The 17,075-nt window shown below is 55.3% G+C and carries 17 protein-coding genes and 1 pseudogene; 9 read left to right on the top strand and 9 right to left on the bottom strand.

What is annotated here, in order from left to right; genetic code table 11:
* From WH279_RS15160 to WH279_RS15135, 6 genes and pseudogenes are all read left to right on the top strand, one after another.
* Nucleotides 1-654, top strand: a pseudogene (locus WH279_RS15160) (electron transport complex subunit RsxC); the annotation flags it as partial.
* Nucleotides 655-1,716, top strand: a complete 1,062-nt coding sequence (rsxD, locus tag WH279_RS15155) for an electron transport complex subunit RsxD (RefSeq protein ID WP_133845197.1) — start codon at nucleotides 655-657, stop codon at nucleotides 1,714-1,716.
* Entirely contained in the window at nucleotides 1,716-2,348 is a 633-nt protein-coding gene (rsxG, locus tag WH279_RS15150; protein WP_339457589.1) for an electron transport complex subunit RsxG, read from the top strand. Before rsxD ends, rsxG begins: the two co-directional genes overlap by 1 nt.
* Nucleotides 2,341-3,045: an electron transport complex subunit E gene (locus WH279_RS15145; protein ID WP_200643109.1), complete on the top strand. Its 705-nt coding sequence runs from the start codon at nucleotides 2,341-2,343 to the stop codon at nucleotides 3,043-3,045. Before rsxG ends, WH279_RS15145 begins: the two co-directional genes overlap by 8 nt.
* The gene (nth, locus tag WH279_RS15140; RefSeq protein ID WP_339457588.1) at nucleotides 3,042-3,674 is read left to right on the top strand and encodes an endonuclease III; all 633 of its coding nucleotides are present in this window, start codon (nucleotides 3,042-3,044) and stop codon (nucleotides 3,672-3,674) included. Before WH279_RS15145 ends, nth begins: the two co-directional genes overlap by 4 nt.
* A 111-nt stretch (nucleotides 3,675-3,785) precedes the next feature.
* Complete coding sequence (locus WH279_RS15135; RefSeq protein ID WP_200643108.1) at nucleotides 3,786-4,421, top strand: carbonic anhydrase; 636 nt, start codon at nucleotides 3,786-3,788, stop codon at nucleotides 4,419-4,421.
* An 87-nt stretch (nucleotides 4,422-4,508) separates the two neighbouring features.
* On the opposite strand, the gene betA is transcribed toward WH279_RS15135, so the two are convergent.
* From betA to betI, 3 genes are read right to left on the bottom strand one after another with little or no spacing between them, the layout of a single operon-like run.
* The gene (betA, locus tag WH279_RS15130) at nucleotides 4,509-6,155 is read right to left on the bottom strand and encodes a choline dehydrogenase (protein ID WP_339457587.1); all 1,647 of its coding nucleotides are present in this window, start codon (nucleotides 6,153-6,155) and stop codon (nucleotides 4,509-4,511) included.
* A 46-nt stretch (nucleotides 6,156-6,201) separates the two neighbouring features.
* Nucleotides 6,202-7,659 carry a betaine-aldehyde dehydrogenase gene (betB, locus tag WH279_RS15125; RefSeq protein ID WP_339458721.1) on the bottom strand — a complete coding sequence of 486 codons (1,458 nt, stop codon included), beginning with the start codon at nucleotides 7,657-7,659 and terminating at the stop codon, nucleotides 6,202-6,204.
* Nucleotides 7,660-7,679: 20 nt separating this feature from the next.
* Nucleotides 7,680-8,279 (bottom strand): transcriptional regulator BetI, encoded by a 600-nt coding sequence (betI, locus tag WH279_RS15120; RefSeq protein WP_200643106.1) that lies wholly within the window; start codon nucleotides 8,277-8,279, stop codon nucleotides 7,680-7,682.
* 554 nt (nucleotides 8,280-8,833) lie between these two features.
* On the opposite strand from betI, the gene dtpA reads away from it, so the two are divergent.
* Nucleotides 8,834-10,327: a dipeptide/tripeptide permease DtpA gene (dtpA, locus tag WH279_RS15115; protein ID WP_339457586.1), complete on the top strand. Its 1,494-nt coding sequence runs from the start codon at nucleotides 8,834-8,836 to the stop codon at nucleotides 10,325-10,327.
* 46 nt (nucleotides 10,328-10,373) lie between these two features.
* Here the strand turns inward: dtpA and WH279_RS15110 are convergent, their stop codons facing one another.
* Both WH279_RS15110 and WH279_RS15105 read right to left on the bottom strand, forming a co-directional pair.
* Nucleotides 10,374-11,261 (bottom strand): pyridoxamine 5'-phosphate oxidase family protein, encoded by an 888-nt coding sequence (locus WH279_RS15110; RefSeq protein ID WP_339457585.1) that lies wholly within the window; start codon nucleotides 11,259-11,261, stop codon nucleotides 10,374-10,376.
* Between the two features lie 2 nt (nucleotides 11,262-11,263).
* Nucleotides 11,264-11,881: a glutathione S-transferase family protein gene (locus WH279_RS15105; RefSeq protein WP_339457584.1), complete on the bottom strand. Its 618-nt coding sequence runs from the start codon at nucleotides 11,879-11,881 to the stop codon at nucleotides 11,264-11,266.
* 93 nt (nucleotides 11,882-11,974) lie between these two features.
* On the opposite strand from WH279_RS15105, the gene WH279_RS15100 reads away from it, so the two are divergent.
* Nucleotides 11,975-12,892, top strand: a complete 918-nt coding sequence (locus WH279_RS15100; protein WP_339457583.1) for a LysR family transcriptional regulator — start codon at nucleotides 11,975-11,977, stop codon at nucleotides 12,890-12,892.
* A 100-nt stretch (nucleotides 12,893-12,992) separates the two neighbouring features.
* Nucleotides 12,993-13,598: a glutathione transferase GstA gene (gstA, locus tag WH279_RS15095; protein ID WP_133845218.1), complete on the top strand. Its 606-nt coding sequence runs from the start codon at nucleotides 12,993-12,995 to the stop codon at nucleotides 13,596-13,598.
* A 45-nt stretch (nucleotides 13,599-13,643) separates the two neighbouring features.
* Here the strand turns inward: gstA and pdxY are convergent, their stop codons facing one another.
* The 4 genes from pdxY to WH279_RS15075 all read right to left on the bottom strand — a co-directional run bounded on the left by pdxY (nucleotide 13,644) and on the right by WH279_RS15075 (nucleotide 17,028).
* On the bottom strand, nucleotides 13,644-14,504 hold the full coding sequence (pdxY, locus tag WH279_RS15090) for a pyridoxal kinase PdxY (RefSeq protein WP_339457582.1): 861 nt from the start codon (nucleotides 14,502-14,504) through the stop codon (nucleotides 13,644-13,646).
* 71 nt (nucleotides 14,505-14,575) lie between these two features.
* Nucleotides 14,576-15,850 carry a tyrosine--tRNA ligase gene (tyrS, locus tag WH279_RS15085; protein ID WP_339457581.1) on the bottom strand — a complete coding sequence of 425 codons (1,275 nt, stop codon included), beginning with the start codon at nucleotides 15,848-15,850 and terminating at the stop codon, nucleotides 14,576-14,578.
* Nucleotides 15,851-15,986: 136 nt separating this feature from the next.
* Nucleotides 15,987-16,643, bottom strand: a complete 657-nt coding sequence (gene pdxH / locus WH279_RS15080; protein WP_339457580.1) for a pyridoxamine 5'-phosphate oxidase — start codon at nucleotides 16,641-16,643, stop codon at nucleotides 15,987-15,989.
* Nucleotides 16,644-16,707: 64 nt separating this feature from the next.
* A complete protein-coding gene (locus WH279_RS15075; protein ID WP_339457579.1) occupies nucleotides 16,708-17,028 on the bottom strand; it encodes an MliC family protein in 321 nt (106 codons plus the stop codon).
* Between the last annotated feature and the right edge of the window lie 47 nt (nucleotides 17,029-17,075).

The raw sequence follows: 17,075 nt of genomic DNA, 5'->3' as shown, positions 1-17,075 counted from the left end.
GCAAAAGCGAAGAAAGCCGCTCAGGCCACTGCCAGCGCAACAGCACCTGCCGAAGCCGAATCGCCGTCGGCTGAACCGGTGGTGGATGCACGCAAAGCAGCAGTGGAAGCTGCCATTGCACGGGCAAAAGCGAAGAAAGCCGCTCAGGCCACTGCCAGCGCAGCAGCACCTGCCGAAGCCGAATCGCCGTCGGCTGAACCGGTGGTGGATGCACGCAAAGCAGCAGTGGAAGCTGCCATTGCTCGTGCAAAAGCGAAGAAAGCCGCGCAGGCCACCGCCAGCGCAGCACAACCCGCTGAAGCCGAATCGCCGTCGGCTGAACCGGTGGTGGATGCGCGCAAAGCGGCTATTGAGGCCGCCATTGCCCGCGCAAAGGCGAAGAAAGCCGCGCAGGCCACTGCCAGCGCAGCACAACCCGCTGAAGCCGAATCGCCGTCGGCTGAACCGGTGGTGGATGCACGCAAAGCGGCTATTGAAGCCGCCATTGCCCGCGCAAAGGCGAAGAAAGCCGCGCAGACTGCAGAAGAGTCAGTGAAAACAGAAGAGAGTGAAGCGCCTGCCGCTTCAGATGATGCACGTAAAGCGGCGGTGGCAGCGGCCATTGCGCGCGTGAAAGCGCGTAAATCGCAGCAGCCTTCAACGCAAGAGGATTAAATGGCTTTTCGTATTGCAAGTTCGCCTTACACCCACAACCGCCGCAGCACCAGCACCATTATGCTGCTGGTGCTGATTGCCGCCGTGCCTGGCATGGTGGCACAGTGGTACTATTTTGGCTGGGGTAACCTGATTCAGGTCCTGATTGCTGCCATCGCTGCCATCGGTGCTGAAGCCGCCATACTGCGCCTGCGCAAACTGCCGCTGGCAGACACACTGAAAGATAATTCTGCGCTGCTCACTGCCCTGCTGTTGGGCATCAGCATTCCTTCGCTGGCGCCCTGGTGGGTGATTGTGATCGGTACGCTGTTTGCGGTAGTGATTTCCAAGCAGCTTTACGGTGGTCTTGGTCAGAACCCGTTTAACCCGGCGATGGTCGGATATGTGGTGCTGTTGATCTCCTTCCCGGTGCAGATGACCAGTTGGTTGCCGCCGGACGGTTTACAGGGAATGACACCGACCCTCGGTGACACCCTGAGCATGATCTTCCATTTCCATACGCTGGATGGTCACACCATGCAGCAGTTGCAGGTGGGGATTGACGGGGTCAGCCAGGCAACGCCACTGGACACCTTCAAGACCGGGCTGCGCGCCGGGCACAGCGCAGAACAGCTGCTGGCGCAGCCGATTTACAGCGGCGTACTGGCCGGGCTGGGCTGGCAGTGGGTGAACGTCGGTTATCTGCTGGGCGGTGTTTTCCTGCTCTGCACCCGCAGCATCCGCTGGCATATTCCGGCAGGGATGCTGATCTCGCTGGCGTTTTGTGCCACCCTTGGCTGGTTAATTTCTCCGCACAGCCTGGTGTCTCCCGTCATTCATCTGTTGTCCGGTGCGACCATGCTTGGCGCGTTCTTTATTGCCACTGACCCGGTCACCGCCTCTACCACGAACAAAGGCCGGCTGATCTATGGCGCATTAATTGGCCTGCTGGTATGGCTGATCCGCAGTTTCGGGGGTTACCCGGATGGCGTGGCGTTTGCCGTGCTGCTGGCCAACATCTGCGTACCGTTGATCGATTACTACACGCAGCCGCGCGTTTACGGCCATCGGAAGGATAAATAATGCTGGATGCCATTCGTAAAAACGGTGTCACGCTGGCCGTGTTTGCCGCTATCACTACCGGCCTGACGGCGGTGGTCAACACAGTCACTAAACCGACGATTGCTCATCAGACTGCGTTACAGCAGAAAGTATTGCTGGACCAGGTGGTGCCGCCGGAGCTGTATGATAACCACATTCAGCAGGAGTGCTATATCGTCAGTAATCCGGCCCTGGGTAATACCAGTCCGCACCATCTTTATCTGGCGCGTAAAGGCGATAAACCGGTTGCCGTAGCCGTTGAAACCACCGCTCCCGATGGCTATTCGGGTAATATTCAGATGATTGTTGGCGCCAGTTTTACCGGCACGGTTTACGGCACACGCGTGGTCCAACACCACGAAACGCGGGGTCTGGGCTATAAAATTGAGCTGCGCATTTCCGACTGGATCAACAGCTTCAACGGCAAGCAGTTAAACGGCGCCGATGACAGCCAGTTCGCAGTTAAAAAAGACGGGGGTGAGTTTGACCAGTTTACGGGTGCCACCATTACCCCACGCGCCGTGGTGAATGCGGTTAGGCGCACAACGTTGTATATTGAAACCTTACCGGAGCAGCTTTCTTCGCTGCCACCTTGTGGAGAGTCCAATGAGTGAAGCCAAAACCCTGCTGGTCGGCGGGCTGTGGAAGAATAACTCAGCGCTGGTTCAGTTGCTGGGCCTGTGCCCGCTGCTGGCCGTGACCTCAACGGCGACAAATGCGCTCGGCCTCGGTCTGGCAACCACGCTGGTACTGACCTGCACCAATAGCGGAATTTCGCTTTCGCGCCGCTGGGTGCCCTCTGAGATCCGTATTCCTATTTACGTGATGATTATCGCTGCGGTAGTGAGCTGCGTGCAGATGTTGATTAACGCCTATGCTTACGGCCTCTATCAGTCGCTGGGGATCTTTATCCCGCTGATCGTCACCAACTGCATTGTCGTCGGGCGTGCGGAAGCGGTGGCATCGAAAAGCAGTATTCCGCTCTCGGCCCTGGATGGCATGGCCATCGGCCTGGGGGCCACCAGCGTGATGGTGGTGCTGGGTTCGATTCGTGAAGTCATCGGTAACGGCACCATCTTCAATGGTGCGGATCAGCTGCTTGGCCCCTGGGCGAAGGTGATGCGCATTGAGGTTGTCCACTTTGACTCGCCGATGTTGCTGGCAATGTTGCCGCCGGGTGCCTTTATCGGTCTGGGCATGCTACTGGCCGCTAAGTATCTGATTGATAATAAAATGAAACAACGTGCCGCCCTGAAGGCTGAAAGAGAAGCGCAGGCGTTGCCGGATGGAAAAACAACAGGTGTGCTGTGAATAAGGAAAAGCGTCAGGAAATTTTGACCCGGCTGCGGGATAACAACCCGCATCCCACCACGGAACTGATGTTCACCTCCCCTTTTGAACTGCTGATTTCGGTTCTGCTGTCTGCGCAGGCTACCGATGTCAGCGTGAATAAAGCCACGGCAAAACTCTACCCGGTTGCTAAAACGCCTGCCGCCATTCTGGCGCTGGGTGTCGATGGGGTGAAAGAGTACATCAAGACCATCGGCCTGTTTAACAGCAAGGCTGAGAACGTGATAAAGACCTGCCGCATTCTGCTGGAACAGCACGGCGGTGAAGTGCCGGAGAGCCGTGAGGCACTGGAAGCGTTACCCGGCGTGGGGCGTAAGACGGCCAACGTCGTATTAAATACCGCCTTCGGCTGGCCGACCATCGCCGTCGACACGCATATTTTCCGCGTCTGTAATCGCACCCGTTTTGCACCTGGCAAAAACGTGGAACAGGTGGAAGAGAAGCTGCTGAAGGTGGTGCCGAAAGCGTTTATGGTCGACTGCCACCACTGGCTGATCTTGCATGGCCGCTACACCTGCATTGCGCGTAAACCGCGCTGCGGCTCCTGCCTGATTGAAGATCTTTGTGAATTTGATGCTAAAGTAGAATGACCAGACGTCTTAAAAATGCCTTCTGACCCTCATAACAATATCATTTTATGACTATTATCGGCCCGTTCCCTGACGTGGTTCGCGGCCATAATCCAGGATAGAGAGAGTGCTATGCAACATATCATTGAAGGTTTCCTCAACTTCCAGAAAGACATTTTCCCCGAGCAAAAAGAACTTTTCCGCAGCCTTGCTTCAAGCCAGAATCCCAAAGCGCTGTTTATCTCCTGCTCCGACAGCCGCCTGGTGCCGGAACTGGTCACCCAGCAGGACCCGGGACAACTCTTCGTGATTCGTAACGCAGGTAACATTGTGCCGTCATTCGGGCCTGAGCCTGGCGGCGTGTCTGCCACTATCGAATATGCCGTGGTGGCGCTGGGGGTGACGGATATCGTGATTTGTGGCCATTCCAACTGCGGCGCGATGAAGGCGATTGCCACCTGTCAGTGTCTTGACCCGATGCCTGCCGTGGCCCACTGGCTGCATTATTCTGATGCGGCGAAAGCCGTGGTCGAGAAAAAGACCTATGCCACTGAAGAAGACAAAGTGAATGCGATGGTGCAGGAAAATGTCATTGCGCAATTAAATAATATTAAAACTCACCCGTCGGTCGCAGTGGGACTGCGCAACAATGCGCTGCGGCTGCACGGCTGGGTGTATGACATTGAAAGTGGGGCTATTCGCGCGCTGGAGAAAGACACGAAGGAGTTTGTTCTGCTGTCGGATAACCCTGAGGTTTACTTCGAGTAATGATGTGGCCAGGGGCGACCGAAACAGAAGGTCGCCCCTGGTGCAAACACAGAGGCTGACCTTCTGTTTCGGTCAGCCCACATCGTGTTAACGGCTTAAACGGTAGTAATCTGCTTCTGACAGCGGCAGCGCCACTTTACCGCGGATGGCGTCAGAAATTTTCTCTGCAATCATCACCGTTGGGGCATTCAGGTTGCCCGTGACGATCTGCGGCATAATCGACGCATCCACCACACGCAGGCTGTTCATGCCATGCACGCGCCCTTCTGCATCCACCACTGCCATCGCATCGGTGCCCATCGCACAGCTACCACAGGGGTGATAGGCGGTTTCTGCATGCTCACGGATAAAGGCGTCGATCTCCTCATCGCTCTGCACGTTGATACCGGGTTGCAACTCTTCACCGCAATATTCGGCCAGCGCTGGCTGACGCATAATCTCGCGCGTCAGACGCACTGCGTTACGGAACTCCACCCAGTCACGCTCTTCCGACATATAGTTGAAGAAGATCGATGGCGCAGCATACGGGTGTTTGGATGTCAGCTTGATACGGCCACGGCTCATAGAGCGCATCGGGCCGACGTGAGCCTGGAAACCATGCTGTTTCACCGGGCTGCTGCCGTTGTAGTTAATCGCTACCGGAAGGAAGTGGTATTGCAGATCCGGCCAGTCTGGCTGATCGTCACTGCGGATAAACCCACCCGCTTCAAACTGGTTGCTGGCACCTACACCCGTGCCGTTGAACAGCCACTCAGCGCCGATTGCGGGCTGATTCCACCACTGCAAGGCAGGATAGAGGCTGACAGGTTTTTTACAGCCGTACTGCATGTAGACTTCCAGGTGATCCTGTAAGTTGCGCCCGACGCCCGGCAGTGCATGAACCACCTCGATGTCCAGCTCACGCAGCCACTCTTCCGGACCCACGCCCGAACGTTGCAGGATCTGCGGCGAGTTGATCGCCCCGGCACACAGCAGCACTTCACGGCGGGCTTCTGCCTGCTCTTGCTTACCATTGCGCAACCAGGTGACGCCCGTAGCGGTTTTGCCGCTGAACAGAATACGGTCGGTCTGCGCATGGGTGACAATGGTCAGGTTCGGACGCTGTTTTGCCACGTCCAGATAACCGCGCGCGGTGCTGGAACGACGGCCTTTGGCGGTCACGGTACGGTCCATTGGGCCAAAGCCATCCTGGCGATAGCCGTTCAGATCGTCGGTTTCATGATGTCCTGCCTGCTGGGCGGCATCAATAAAGGCGCGATAGAGCGGATTATTGCCTTTTTTCGGCGTGGTGACGCTGAGATAACCGTCGCCACCGTGCCAGTCGTTTTCTCCGATATCGCGCTTTTCCGCACGACGGAAATACGGCAGGCAGTTCAGATAGGACCAGTTTTCCAGACCGGGTTTGCTCGCCCAGTTGTCGTAGTCCATCGCGTTACCACGGATGTAACACATACCGTTGATCAGTGAAGAACCGCCAAGGCCTTTGCCCCGTCCGCACTCCATACGACGGTTATCCATATGAGGTTCAGGATCGGTTTCAAATGCCCAGTTGTAGCGTTTACCCTGCAGCGGATAAGCCAAAGCGGCTGGCATTTGGGTACGGAAGTCCCAGCGGTGATCTTTGCCGCCTGCTTCCAGTAACAGTACCGATACGTCAGCATCCTCAGTCAAACGGGTTGCCAGCACGTTGCCTGCTGAACCCGCACCAATAATGATATAGTAAAATTTCTGCATTAAACCTCCGTAAATATTGCCGCGACGCGCACGCCGCGGCGAAAAATCAGAACGCGGATGGATACTCGCCCATCTCGATCAGAATAGATTTGGTTCTGGTGTAGTGATGCAGCGTTTCCAGACCATTTTCGCGCCCTACGCCAGACTGCTTATAGCCGCCAACAGGCATCGGTGCAGGTGACTCGCCCCAGCTGTTTACCCAGCAGATACCGGCTTCCAGCTGATGGATCACCCGATGTGCGCGATTCAGTGAAGTGGTAAACACCCCGGCCGCCAGACCGTACTCGGTATCATTGGCACGCTTGATGACTTCGTCTTCATCGTCAAATGCCAGGATGCTCATGACCGGCCCAAAGATCTCTTCACGCACGATACGCATGTCGTCGGTGCAGTCGGTAAAGACCGTTGGCTGCACGTAACACCCTTTCGCCAGTGGACCTTCGGTAATACGTGAACCGCCAGCCAGCAGACGCGCCCCTTCTTGTTTACCGATCTCCAGATACGAGACTACTTTCTGGCAATGCCCTTCACTCACCAGCGGGCCAAAGTTGACCGCCGGGTCGGTCGGGTCACCGCAGTGGATCCCGGCCATTTTTTCTTGCAGACGTTTTTCAAAGGCAGGCAACAGCGAACGCTGGACGAACACACGCGTTCCGTTGGTGCATACCTGGCCGCTGCTGTAGAAGTTCGCCATCATCGCGCCGTCGACCGCACGCTCCAGATCGGCATCATCAAACACCACCAGCGGCGACTTCCCGCCCAGCTCCATAGTGACAGACTTCAGGTTAGCCAGTGCGGCATCGGCCATTACGCGTTTACCGGTGTTCACTTCACCGGTGAAGGACACTTTGGCAATCCCGGTGTGCTGGCTCAACCCCTGCCCCACGGCAGCAGCGCCCTGAACGACGTTGAACACGCCATCCGGCAGCCCGGCTTCGGTAAAGATTTTGGCCAGTTCGAGTACGCTGAGAGGCGTGACTTCACTCGGCTTGAAGATCATCGCGTTGCCCGTTGCCAGCGCAGGGGCGCTTTTCCACAGGGCAATCTGGATCGGATAGTTCCAGGCACCAATGCCAGCGCAGACGCCCAGCGGCTCACGGCGGGTATAGACCAGTGCGGTGTCACGCAGCGGAATGGATTCGCCTTCGACGGCGACGGCCAGCCCGGCGTAATACTCCAGCACATCCGCGCCGGTGACGATATCCACGGCTGAGGTTTCACCGATCGGTTTACCGGTATCGGCCGTTTCCAGCTCGGCCAGTTCCTGATTGCGTTCGCGCAACAGGGCAACGGCCTTCAGCAGAACGCGGCTGCGTTCAACCGGAGTATAGCTGCGCCAGATACGCTGGCCGGCTTGTGCAGAAGCAACAGCATCCTCAATATCCTGCTGGCTGGCCGCGGTTATTTCGGCCAGGACATTGCCGTTGGCAGGGTTAACGGTGGTGAACAGTTCGCCATTGCCAGGCACTTCGCGTCCGTTGATGTATAAACCGCGGCGTTTCATATCGGCCATGTCTCCTCCTGTCAGGGGGTGGGTGCGCTGTTCAGCCACAGCGCAAGATTTTGATAACAAAGCATGCGAGCCTGCTCCAGGCCCTGTTCCATCGGCTGAGGTGCCAGCGTCATACGCAGCCACACCCCATCAATCAGTGCCGCAAGACATGCACCGGCGGCACGGGCCTGTTCCTCAGGCAAAACACGGCGGAAATGCGCCGTCAGATTGGAATAAAGGCGACGATCGTTCATGCGTTGCAGACGGTGCAGATTTGGCTGATGCAGGCTGTCGGCCCAAAACACCAGCCAGGTTTTCAGCACCGGCGCAGCAATCTGTGTGACGTCAAAATTGCCATCGATAATAGCGCGGATCTGCGCAGCAGGGTCTGGTGCCGCCTTCTGACGATGGTGCTCTAATGCTACATAGAGGTCAGAGAGGATCTGGCGCATACAGGCGTCGAGCAGACCGTTTTTGTCGCCAAAATAGTGGCTGACAATCCCGGTAGAGACCCCGGCTTCTTTCGCTATTAATGCCAGACTGGCATCTGCCAGTCCGACCCGGTCAATCACTGTCAGCGTCGCGTTAATCAGCTGCGCCTGACGAATCACCTTCATTCCTACTTTTGGCATCGCTTCATCGGTTTTAGCTATCGAATGAGACTAATTGTAGTTGTTTTATATTGAACGTTCAATCAATAAAAAACATTTGGAACTTTTAAGTTCCTTTTCAACAAAAATTATCACAACTTATGTGATTAAAATCACACAAAGGCGCTTTACTTGTTATTCACCCCACACAACTGCTGTATAGCAACGAAAAAACACTAAAAAAACCTTATAAAACAGTGAATATAACTCACAAATTTATTTATTAAAGACGTTACAACCAAAGACATCGTCACCAGAACTATTGTCTGCTCATCGGACAAACACGCCGCAGCTACTGGCATAATCATCCATTAAAAAGATCCAAATTAGTGCAATAAAACAAACAAACTGTAAAGCCACTCATTTAAGACTGTTATTTCATCAGTCAGCGATATTGAAATAACGCTTGCCTCAGCGCCTGCAATCGGCGAAATTATTTGGCGTTTTTCCATCTTATAACTATACGGTGAGCGCACGTCCCGCGTTACGCCGACTTATTTCCTGTCACGAAACAGGTCAAGCATTCAGAGGTACTAGTGTCAACTGCAAACAAGAAACCTGAGGTAGCAAGCCTCAACGCGTTCAAGCAACCACGATCGTTTTATCTGATTTTCTCCATCGAATTATGGGAGCGTTTCGGTTACTACGGCCTGCAAGGGATTATGGCTGTCTACCTAGTGAAAATGCTGGGGATGTCAGAAGCGCAGTCTATTACCCTGTTCGCTTCGTTCAGTGCTCTGGTGTATGGACTGGTCGCCGTTGGCGGATGGCTCGGCGATAAGGTGCTGGGAACCAAGCGCGTTATCGTGCTCGGCACGCTGGTGCTGGCGCTGGGCTACGCACTGGTGGCCTGGTCAGGTCACGACATTAGCCTGGTGTATATCGGCATGGCGACCATCGCCGTGGGCAATGGTCTGTTTAAAGCTAACCCTTCTTCTCTGTTGTCTACCTGTTATGAGAAAGATGATCCGCGCCTCGACGGTGCGTTCACCATGTATTACATGGCGATCAATATCGGCTCCTTCTTCTCTATGCTTGCCACGCCGTGGCTGGCGGCTGAATTTGGCTGGAGTACGGCATTTGCTCTGTCATTTGTCGGCATGCTGATCACCCTGGTGAACTTCATGTTCTTCCGTAAGTGGGTGAAAAATCACGGTTCGAAAGCAGATTTTGCCCCACTGAACATCCGCAAATTGTTGATGACGCTGGTCGGTATTGTGGTGATGATCACCCTGGCCACCTGGTTGCTGCATAACCAGGGTATTGCCCGCCTGGTACTTGGCGTGATCGCTGTCGGTATCGTACTGGTGTTTGCCAAAGAAACCTTCGCACTTCAGGGGCATGCGCGCCGCAAGATGATTGTTGCTTTTGTACTGATGGTGCAGGCTATCGTCTTCTTCGTGCTGTATATGCAGATGCCCACCTCGCTGAACTTCTTCGCTATTCGTAACGTCGAGCACAGCATTCTGGGCATCACATTCCAGCCAGAGCAGTTCCAGGCACTGAATCCTTTCTGGATTATGGTGTTCAGCCCGTTGCTGGCCGCTATCTATAACAAGATGGGCGACCGCCTGCCGATGCCACATAAGTTTGCGCTGGGCATGGTGCTGTGCTCCGCAGCCTTCCTGGTGTTGCCGCTGGGTGCCTCGCTGGCTAACGAGTTGGGTATTGTTTCTGTCAACTGGCTGATCCTCAGCTATGCGCTGCAAAGCATCGGGGAACTGATGATTTCCGGTCTGGGCCTGGCGATGGTGGCACAGTTGGTTCCACAGCGTTTGATGGGCTTTATCATGGGCTCCTGGTTCCTGACCACCGCAGGTGCTGCCATGGTTGCCGGCAAAGTGGCCAATCTGATGGCGGTGCCAGAAAATATTACCGATCCGCTGCTGTCGCTGCACGTTTATGGTGATGTGTTCCTGAAAATCGGTATCGTCACCGGGGTGATCGCTGTACTGATGATGTTCACAGCTCCCCTGCTGAACCGTATGACTCAGGACGGGACCCCCGCTCCGCAGAAAGCGAATGACTGATTACTAACAGTATGATGACCAGGGCGACAGTGATGTCGCCCTTTTTTTATCTTTCAGCTGCCAGTGTGGACACGGCATATTCCACGTCCGTTCCGGTAGCGGGTAATAACTGCCTGAGGCGCAGGATGCGTTCCGGTTCAACCGTCCAGTAACGTTCCACTCGCCCTTCCCCCGGTGATTGCCACAGGATCTCAGCCCTTCCCTGAATATGCAGTGCTGCACCCTGATGGAAGTCCATGATCAGCAGAGCACAGCGGGGTTCCAGCAGCAGGTTTCCCAACGTATTCATATAACGATTACCTGAATAATCCGGGATAAAAAGCTTTCCCTGCCTGAGGGTGATAAACCCGGGTAACCCTCCCCGATGCGAGATATCCGCCCCTCCCATTCCCTGACTGCGCGGTGCATGGCTGGCCACAAAGAAAGTATCCGCAGCAGAAATCAGATAGCGCGCATCGGCATCCAGCATGCAGAGGGGTTCAATATGCAGCGATCGTCGCTTATCCTGCGCGGGCAATCGTCGTCGCTGAATATACTGCGGGCAGTTGCCAAAACTTTCCTGTACATGCAGCTGTAGCCGATCGTCACTGAAACCCTCTACCACCGCGTTGACCCGATTACGGCGGCGGCTGGCGAAGTCGATGCCAAGGCCACCGAACGCCATTCCGGGCTTCAATGCAGGCAGATAAGGTACCGCCTCGATGGCACTGCGCAGCAGGGACAGATGGCTCTCATCCGGCGTAGCAATAAACCCGGCAGCCCCCTGAACCAGGGCTGCAAACGGGTAACCGCTGTCATCCTGTACGGTCATATAGAAAGTCTGCAGGCCCTGATAAAACAGACGGTGCTGATCAGGCATCGATGGATAAAGGGCGGCTTTCACCTGTTGATAGCCTGCTTTATTCTGCGCCTGCAACTCCCCTGGATGGAACACCGTTATGCTTCCGCAGGTAAAGGCAGAGGTGGCAGCGTGATAAAGCCCGGCAGTGCGGCCGTCTGCTGTAACCAGGCCTGAATGTTGGGGTAGGCATGCAGACCAATGCCCCCTTCAGGCGCACAGGCCACATAGGCATAACAGGCCAGGTCAGCAAGGGTGGCACGTTTTCCCACCAGCCACTGACGATCGCCAAGATGTGCTTCCAGTTGAGGTAAAAATTTCTTTGCCACATATACCGCTGAAGCGTAGTTTTCCGGCGCGTTGAACTGCTTAATCAGACGCGCAGACGCCACACCATAACGGATTTCTCCGGCGGCTTTTGCCAGCCACTGGTGCACCTGCACCTCCTCGAGCAAATCCGCCGGCAACCAACCACTGTCGGGTGCGTAGCGCTTCACCAGCCAGATAAGAATGGCATTACTGTCGCTGATCACCGTGTCACCATCCACTAAAACGGGCACCTGCCCGAGAGGGTTGAGCGCCCGATAACCGGCACTTTGTCTGACCTGGGCATCAGCCTCAACCCAGGTGGCGGAAAGACCCAGTATGCTTAACAACACGCTGACGCGGTGAACGTGGCCGGAAAGTCCGGTGCCATATAACGTTAATGAACTCATGATGATCTCCTGTTTTTTACTCAGCTTACTCTTGCTGAAAACGAGGTAAACAGGCAAAAATAGCAATTCATAATTTCGGAAAGTGGAATAATCATGGATAAACTGGATGAACTGGCGGTGTTTGTCGCCGTGGTACAACGGGGGAGCCTTGCTGCAGCCGCACGAACTCTGCGGCGGTCGCCTCCGGCGATTACGCGTGCCCTGACAGCGCTCGAAAGCCGTTTTGCCGTGAACCTGATTGAACGAACCACCCGGCGCCTGTCGCCCACGCCCGCCGGACTGGCGCTTTTTGAACGCGCAAAAGGCGTGCTGGAGGATTATCAGCAGGCACTAAACGCCACCACCCGCAACCAGCTGAGTGGCAGGGTCCGTCTGACCGCGCCGGTTCAGTTCGGCCGCCAGCATATTGCCCCGCTGGTGCTGACATTTCTCGATCGCTACCCCGATATCCAGATTGATCTGATGCTCAGTGACCGTTATCAGGACCTGATCGAACAGGGGCTGGATATGGCGGTACGCATCGGCCAGTTGCGCGACTCCTCACTGGTGGCGACAGAGGTGGGCCAGGTGCAAAGGATGCTGGTTGCCAGCCCTGACTACCTCACACTGCACGGTACGCCGCTGACGCCCACCATGCTGGTCGATCATCACCTCATCGCCAGTGCGGCGCTCACCGCACAAAGAGAGTGGCGCTTCGGCCCTGAGACGCAGCAGGAGAGAGTGCGCATCACGCCAAGACTGACCGTCAATGAAGTGGAGACTCAGCTGATTGCTGCCCGCGCCGGGAAAGGTATTGCCCGCCTGCTCTCTTATCAGGTTCATGATGACCTGCTGCGGGGCACCCTGATCGAAATTCTGCCGGACTTCCGCCCTCCGGCCGTTCCGGTGCAACTGGTCGCGCAGAACGTAAAATATATGCCGGCAAAAGTGCGCGCATTCTGGGATCTGGCCCGAACATCCCTGCCTGAACTGGGCAGTTTAGGGCAGCCACGTTTGCCACAGGTTAATTAATCGGCAAAAAATGCGCCATTGTCCGCGCGTTGACACTGACTTTTATGTTCTTCGGCAGTAAGCTGAGGAGATCGTCATCATTCAATGAAAGGAGCGAGCAATGAAGCTGTTCTGTAAACCCGGGGCCTGTTCACTGTCACCCCATATTGTGCTGCGCGAATCCGGCCTTGATTTCACGCTGGTCACCGTGGATACCAAAACGAAGAAGACGGAACAGGGCGAAGACTATCTGCGAATCAATCCGAAAGGCCAGGTTCCGGCGCTGCAACTGGATGACGGGTCGGTGCTGACTGAAGGCGTGGCGATTGTGCAGTATCTTGCCGACCTGAAACCTGACCGCCAACTGCTGGCCCCACCCGGCAGCCTGACACGCTACCATACGCTCGAATGGCTCAATTATATTGCCACTGAACTGCATAAAGGGTTCAGTCCGCTGTTTCGCCCCACCACCCCGGACGAGTTTAAGGTACTGTCCAGGGAATTGCTGGAGCAGAAATTCCAGTATGTGAATGCCGAATTGAAAGAGAAGCAGTGGCTGATGGGGCTGCGTTTCACCGTGGCAGATGCTTATCTGTTTACCGTGACCCGCTGGGCTCATGCGTTGAAGCTGAACCTGAGTGGGCTGGATGCGTTAAACGACTGGTTTGAACGGGTGGCTGCGCGTCCTGACGTGATCGCTGCGCTGAAGGCTGAAGGGTTAAACTAATGTCGAAGGCAGGCCAAATGGCCTGCCCGGTACCGCGAGGGTACGTCAGAGTTTCTCTGCCGCAAAATGCTGCTGCGGTTCAGCAATCGCCTGCTGTGCAGCGACCAGCTGTAACTCATACTCACCCATCTGATGGGTTTTCAGCATCACTTCATACACAGCGGCCGTCACATGTTCCAGCGCCTGTTGCAGCGATAGCCCGTGCAGGAGGTCCACCAGTAATAATCCGCTGGTCAGGTCACCCACCCCTACCGGCTGACGCACGCCAAAGTCAATCAGCGGACGGGCAATATGCCAGGCTTCATCTGCCGTCACCAGCAGCATTTCGAAGCGATCGCTACGGTAACCGGCCCGCGCAAGGTGCTTAATCAGCACCACTTTTGGCCCTTTAGCAATCAGCTCACGTGCTGCCGCAACAGCCTGCTCCACATCGGCCACCTGGCGCCCACTCAACATTTCCAGCTCCAGCAGATTGGGCGCGATAATATCACTGGCGGGTAGGGAGGCATTCGCATGGAACTCAGCCACACCCGGTGCCACAATGCAGCCCTTTTCCGGATGGCCCATCACCGGATCACAGAAATACCAGGCTTCCGGGTTTGCCGCTTTGACCATCCGTACAATCTCAAGAATAGCCTCTCCCTGCTCGGCGGAGCCGAGATAACCACTTAACACCGCATGGCAGGTTTTCAGACGATCAATATCAGCAATACCCCGGGCAATCTCGGTCAGATGGCTGGCCGGCATGACCGTTCCGGCCCAGTGACCATACTGAGTATGGTTGGAAAACTGAACGGTATTCAGTGGCCAAACGTTTGCGCCCAGGCGGCGCATAGGAAATTCTGCTGCACTGTTTCCGGCGTGACCAAAAACAGTATGGGACTGGATGGAGAGAATATTTTTCATCGCGCGACTCTGACCCTTCTTGCCTAAAAAAAGCCGGCATGGCCGGCTTCAGTACGTAACGAACCTGCTTATTATTTCCAGCTGATTAAGCTGTAGTTCTTTTTACCACGACGCAGCAGGGTGTATTTGCCGAACAGACGATCGGCCTCTACGAAGGCATACTCTGCCTCCGTTTGCAGTGCACCGTTGATGCTGATGGATTTCGCCTCAATCAGCTTACGAGCCTGACCACGTGATGGGGCCAGTTCGGTATTGACCAGCGCCTGTTGCAGATCTTGCCCGTTTTCCAACTCAACGCCCGGCATGCCATCCTGTGCAAGCTGTGCCAGATCCTGTTCCGTCAGTTCGCTCAGCGCCCCGGAGAACAGGCTTTGGGTAATGCGCTGTGCCGCCACCAGACCGTCCTCACCGTGTACCAGTTTGGTCACCAGTTCGGCCAGAACATACTGGGCACGGGGTGCTTTACCGCTGTTCTTGTCTTCATCTTCCAGCGCGTTGATCTCGTCAATGCTCAGGAAAGTGAAGAACTTCAGAAAGCGATAAACGTCTGCGTCAGCGGTGTTGATCCAGAACTGATAGAACTTGTAAGGGCTGGTTTTTTTCGCGTCCAGCCACACTGCGCCACCTTCGGTTTTACCGAATTTGGTGCCGTCAGATTTAGTGATCAGCGGAACGGTCAAACCAAACACCTGGTTCTGGTGCAGACGACGCGTCAGGTCGATACCGGAGGTGATGTTCCCCCACTGGTCAGATCCCCCAATCTGCAACGCCACGCCGTGGCGCTCGTTCAGACAGGCGAAGTCGTAACCCTGCAGCAGGTTGTAAGAAAACTCAGTAAAGGAGATCCCCTGATCATCACGATTCAGACGTTGCTTGACGGCTTCCTTGTTAATCATCTGATTAACTGAGAAGTGCTTGCCAATATCACGCAGGAAGGTCAGCACATTCATGCCGCCAAACCAGTCATAGTTGTTGGCTGCAATCGCGCTGTTGTCACCGCAGTTGAAATCAAGGAAAGGGGCGACCTGATGGCGGATTTTATCGACCCATTCATTCACGGTATCACTGGTGTTCAGCTTACGCTCGGCTGCTTTAAAGCTCGGGTCGCCGATCAGGCCAGTTGCGCCACCGACTAAAGCCACTGGCTTATGTCCGGCATCCTGAAAACGTTTCAGGCAGAGCAACGGCACCAGATGCCCCAAGTGCAAGCTGTCGGCAGTCGGGTCGAAGCCACAATAGAGTGCGATTGGCCCCTGTGCCAGTCGTTCTGCTAACGCCTCTTCATCCGTTACCTGGGCGACAAGGCCCCGCTCTTGCAATTGTTTGATCAGGTTACTGCTGGCCATCTAAGACTCCATGTAAAAAAGTCTGCACCTAAGCTGGTACACAGCTTTCCGCTGAGACGCGGAGAGAAAAAATAAGGGGTATAGAATAATGGGCCGGACCGCTGTGATCCAGCCATTGACGGCATTATTTCGTGTTTTAGGGGGCCAGGCGGTCGAGTTTCCACGCGTCATCTTCACGCTGGTAGAAAAAACGGTCATGCAGGCGATGAGCGCCACCCTGCCAAAACTCCATTGAGTCAATGTTGACCCGATAACCGCCCCAGAAACTCGGCAGCGGAATTTCACCCTGCTGGAACTTCTGCTTCAGTTCAAGGAACTTGCCTTCAAGAATGCCACGGGCAGAGATGCGGCTGGATTGCTTCGACACCCAGGCCCCCAGTTGACTGTCTCGCGGGCGGCTGTGGAAGTATTTCAAGACTTCTAGCGTAGATAAACGCTCAACACTCCCCAGCACCATGACCTGACGTTCCAGCATATGCCAGGGAAACAGCAGGCTGATGCGCGGGTTGGTTTCCAGCTGCTGCGCTTTGCGGCTGCCCAGATTGGTATAAAACACCATGCCGCGCTCATCAAAATGCTTCAACAGGACGATACGCTGATAGGGTTGGCCTTGTTCATCCACCGTGGCCACACTCATGGCTGTGGGATCCGGCAACTGTGCTTCAACCGCCTGGTTAAGCCAGTGTTCGAACAAGGTCAACGGATTAGCGGGGAGATCCTTGCGGCGCAGGCCGCCACGAGTGTATTCACGCCGCAGATGGGCAATTTGTTGCAGATGGTCGCTGTCAGTCATCGCTCTGGCTTCTGATAAGTAGGGATACCGCATTGTGCGCCGCACCCTACAATAGTTCAATGGGTTAACTGGCTGGCTGCTGAAGCTGACAGTCATCGATAATGATTTTGTCATTGCGCTCAATGAACGCGCTGTCGCCCTTCGACCAGAAGACGTAATGCTCATCGCTGTACCGGGTTCCTGACGCCGCAGGCTGCTGCTTCAGTACCAGCGGTTGACCGTCGAGGATCAGGCTGACTTCACTTTTACTGTTATCCAGTTTCACCGTTAACGGCAGCGTGCCGCAGGTATAATGCAATGTGTTGACCGGCGTATGAGAGCCGGTCTGAAAATAGCTGCATCCTGACAGCGCCACCAGCATGGCGGCGATATACCCCTTTTTCATTGTTTATTCCTTGTGAGCTACGGGACGTTCACTTAGGCTAAAACGTC

It is taken from the genome of Erwinia sp. MYb375, assembly GCF_037479175.1.
Lineage (GTDB): Bacteria > Pseudomonadota > Gammaproteobacteria > Enterobacterales > Enterobacteriaceae > Erwinia > Erwinia rhapontici.
The sequence above is the reverse complement of the archived record's forward strand: the minus strand, read 5'-3'. Positions and strand labels throughout refer to the sequence as shown.

What these genes read in the sequence shown, in the direction of transcription:
- WH279_RS15105 (WP_339457584.1), bottom strand. Translation starts at nt 11,881, where the DNA reads ATGAGTTCATTAACGTTATATGGCACCGGACTTTCCGGCCACGTTCAC.
- WH279_RS15135 (WP_200643108.1), top strand. Translation starts at nt 3,786, where the DNA reads ATGCAACATATCATTGAAGGTTTCCTCAACTTCCAGAAAGACATTTTC.
- pdxH (WP_339457580.1), bottom strand. Translation starts at nt 16,643, where the DNA reads ATGACTGACAGCGACCATCTGCAACAAATTGCCCATCTGCGGCGTGAA.
- pdxY (WP_339457582.1), bottom strand. Translation starts at nt 14,504, where the DNA reads ATGAAAAATATTCTCTCCATCCAGTCCCATACTGTTTTTGGTCACGCC.
- WH279_RS15145 (WP_200643109.1), top strand. Translation starts at nt 2,341, where the DNA reads ATGAGTGAAGCCAAAACCCTGCTGGTCGGCGGGCTGTGGAAGAATAAC.
- betB (WP_339458721.1), bottom strand. Translation starts at nt 7,659, where the DNA reads ATGAAACGCCGCGGTTTATACATCAACGGACGCGAAGTGCCTGGCAAT.
- WH279_RS15075 (WP_339457579.1), bottom strand. Translation starts at nt 17,028, where the DNA reads ATGAAAAAGGGGTATATCGCCGCCATGCTGGTGGCGCTGTCAGGATGC.
- gstA (WP_133845218.1), top strand. Translation starts at nt 12,993, where the DNA reads ATGAAGCTGTTCTGTAAACCCGGGGCCTGTTCACTGTCACCCCATATT.
- rsxD (WP_133845197.1), top strand. Translation starts at nt 655, where the DNA reads ATGGCTTTTCGTATTGCAAGTTCGCCTTACACCCACAACCGCCGCAGC.
- tyrS (WP_339457581.1), bottom strand. Translation starts at nt 15,850, where the DNA reads ATGGCCAGCAGTAACCTGATCAAACAATTGCAAGAGCGGGGCCTTGTC.
- rsxG (WP_339457589.1), top strand. Translation starts at nt 1,716, where the DNA reads ATGCTGGATGCCATTCGTAAAAACGGTGTCACGCTGGCCGTGTTTGCC.
- WH279_RS15100 (WP_339457583.1), top strand. Translation starts at nt 11,975, where the DNA reads ATGGATAAACTGGATGAACTGGCGGTGTTTGTCGCCGTGGTACAACGG.
- betA (WP_339457587.1), bottom strand. Translation starts at nt 6,155, where the DNA reads ATGCAGAAATTTTACTATATCATTATTGGTGCGGGTTCAGCAGGCAAC.
- betI (WP_200643106.1), bottom strand. Translation starts at nt 8,279, where the DNA reads ATGCCAAAAGTAGGAATGAAGGTGATTCGTCAGGCGCAGCTGATTAAC.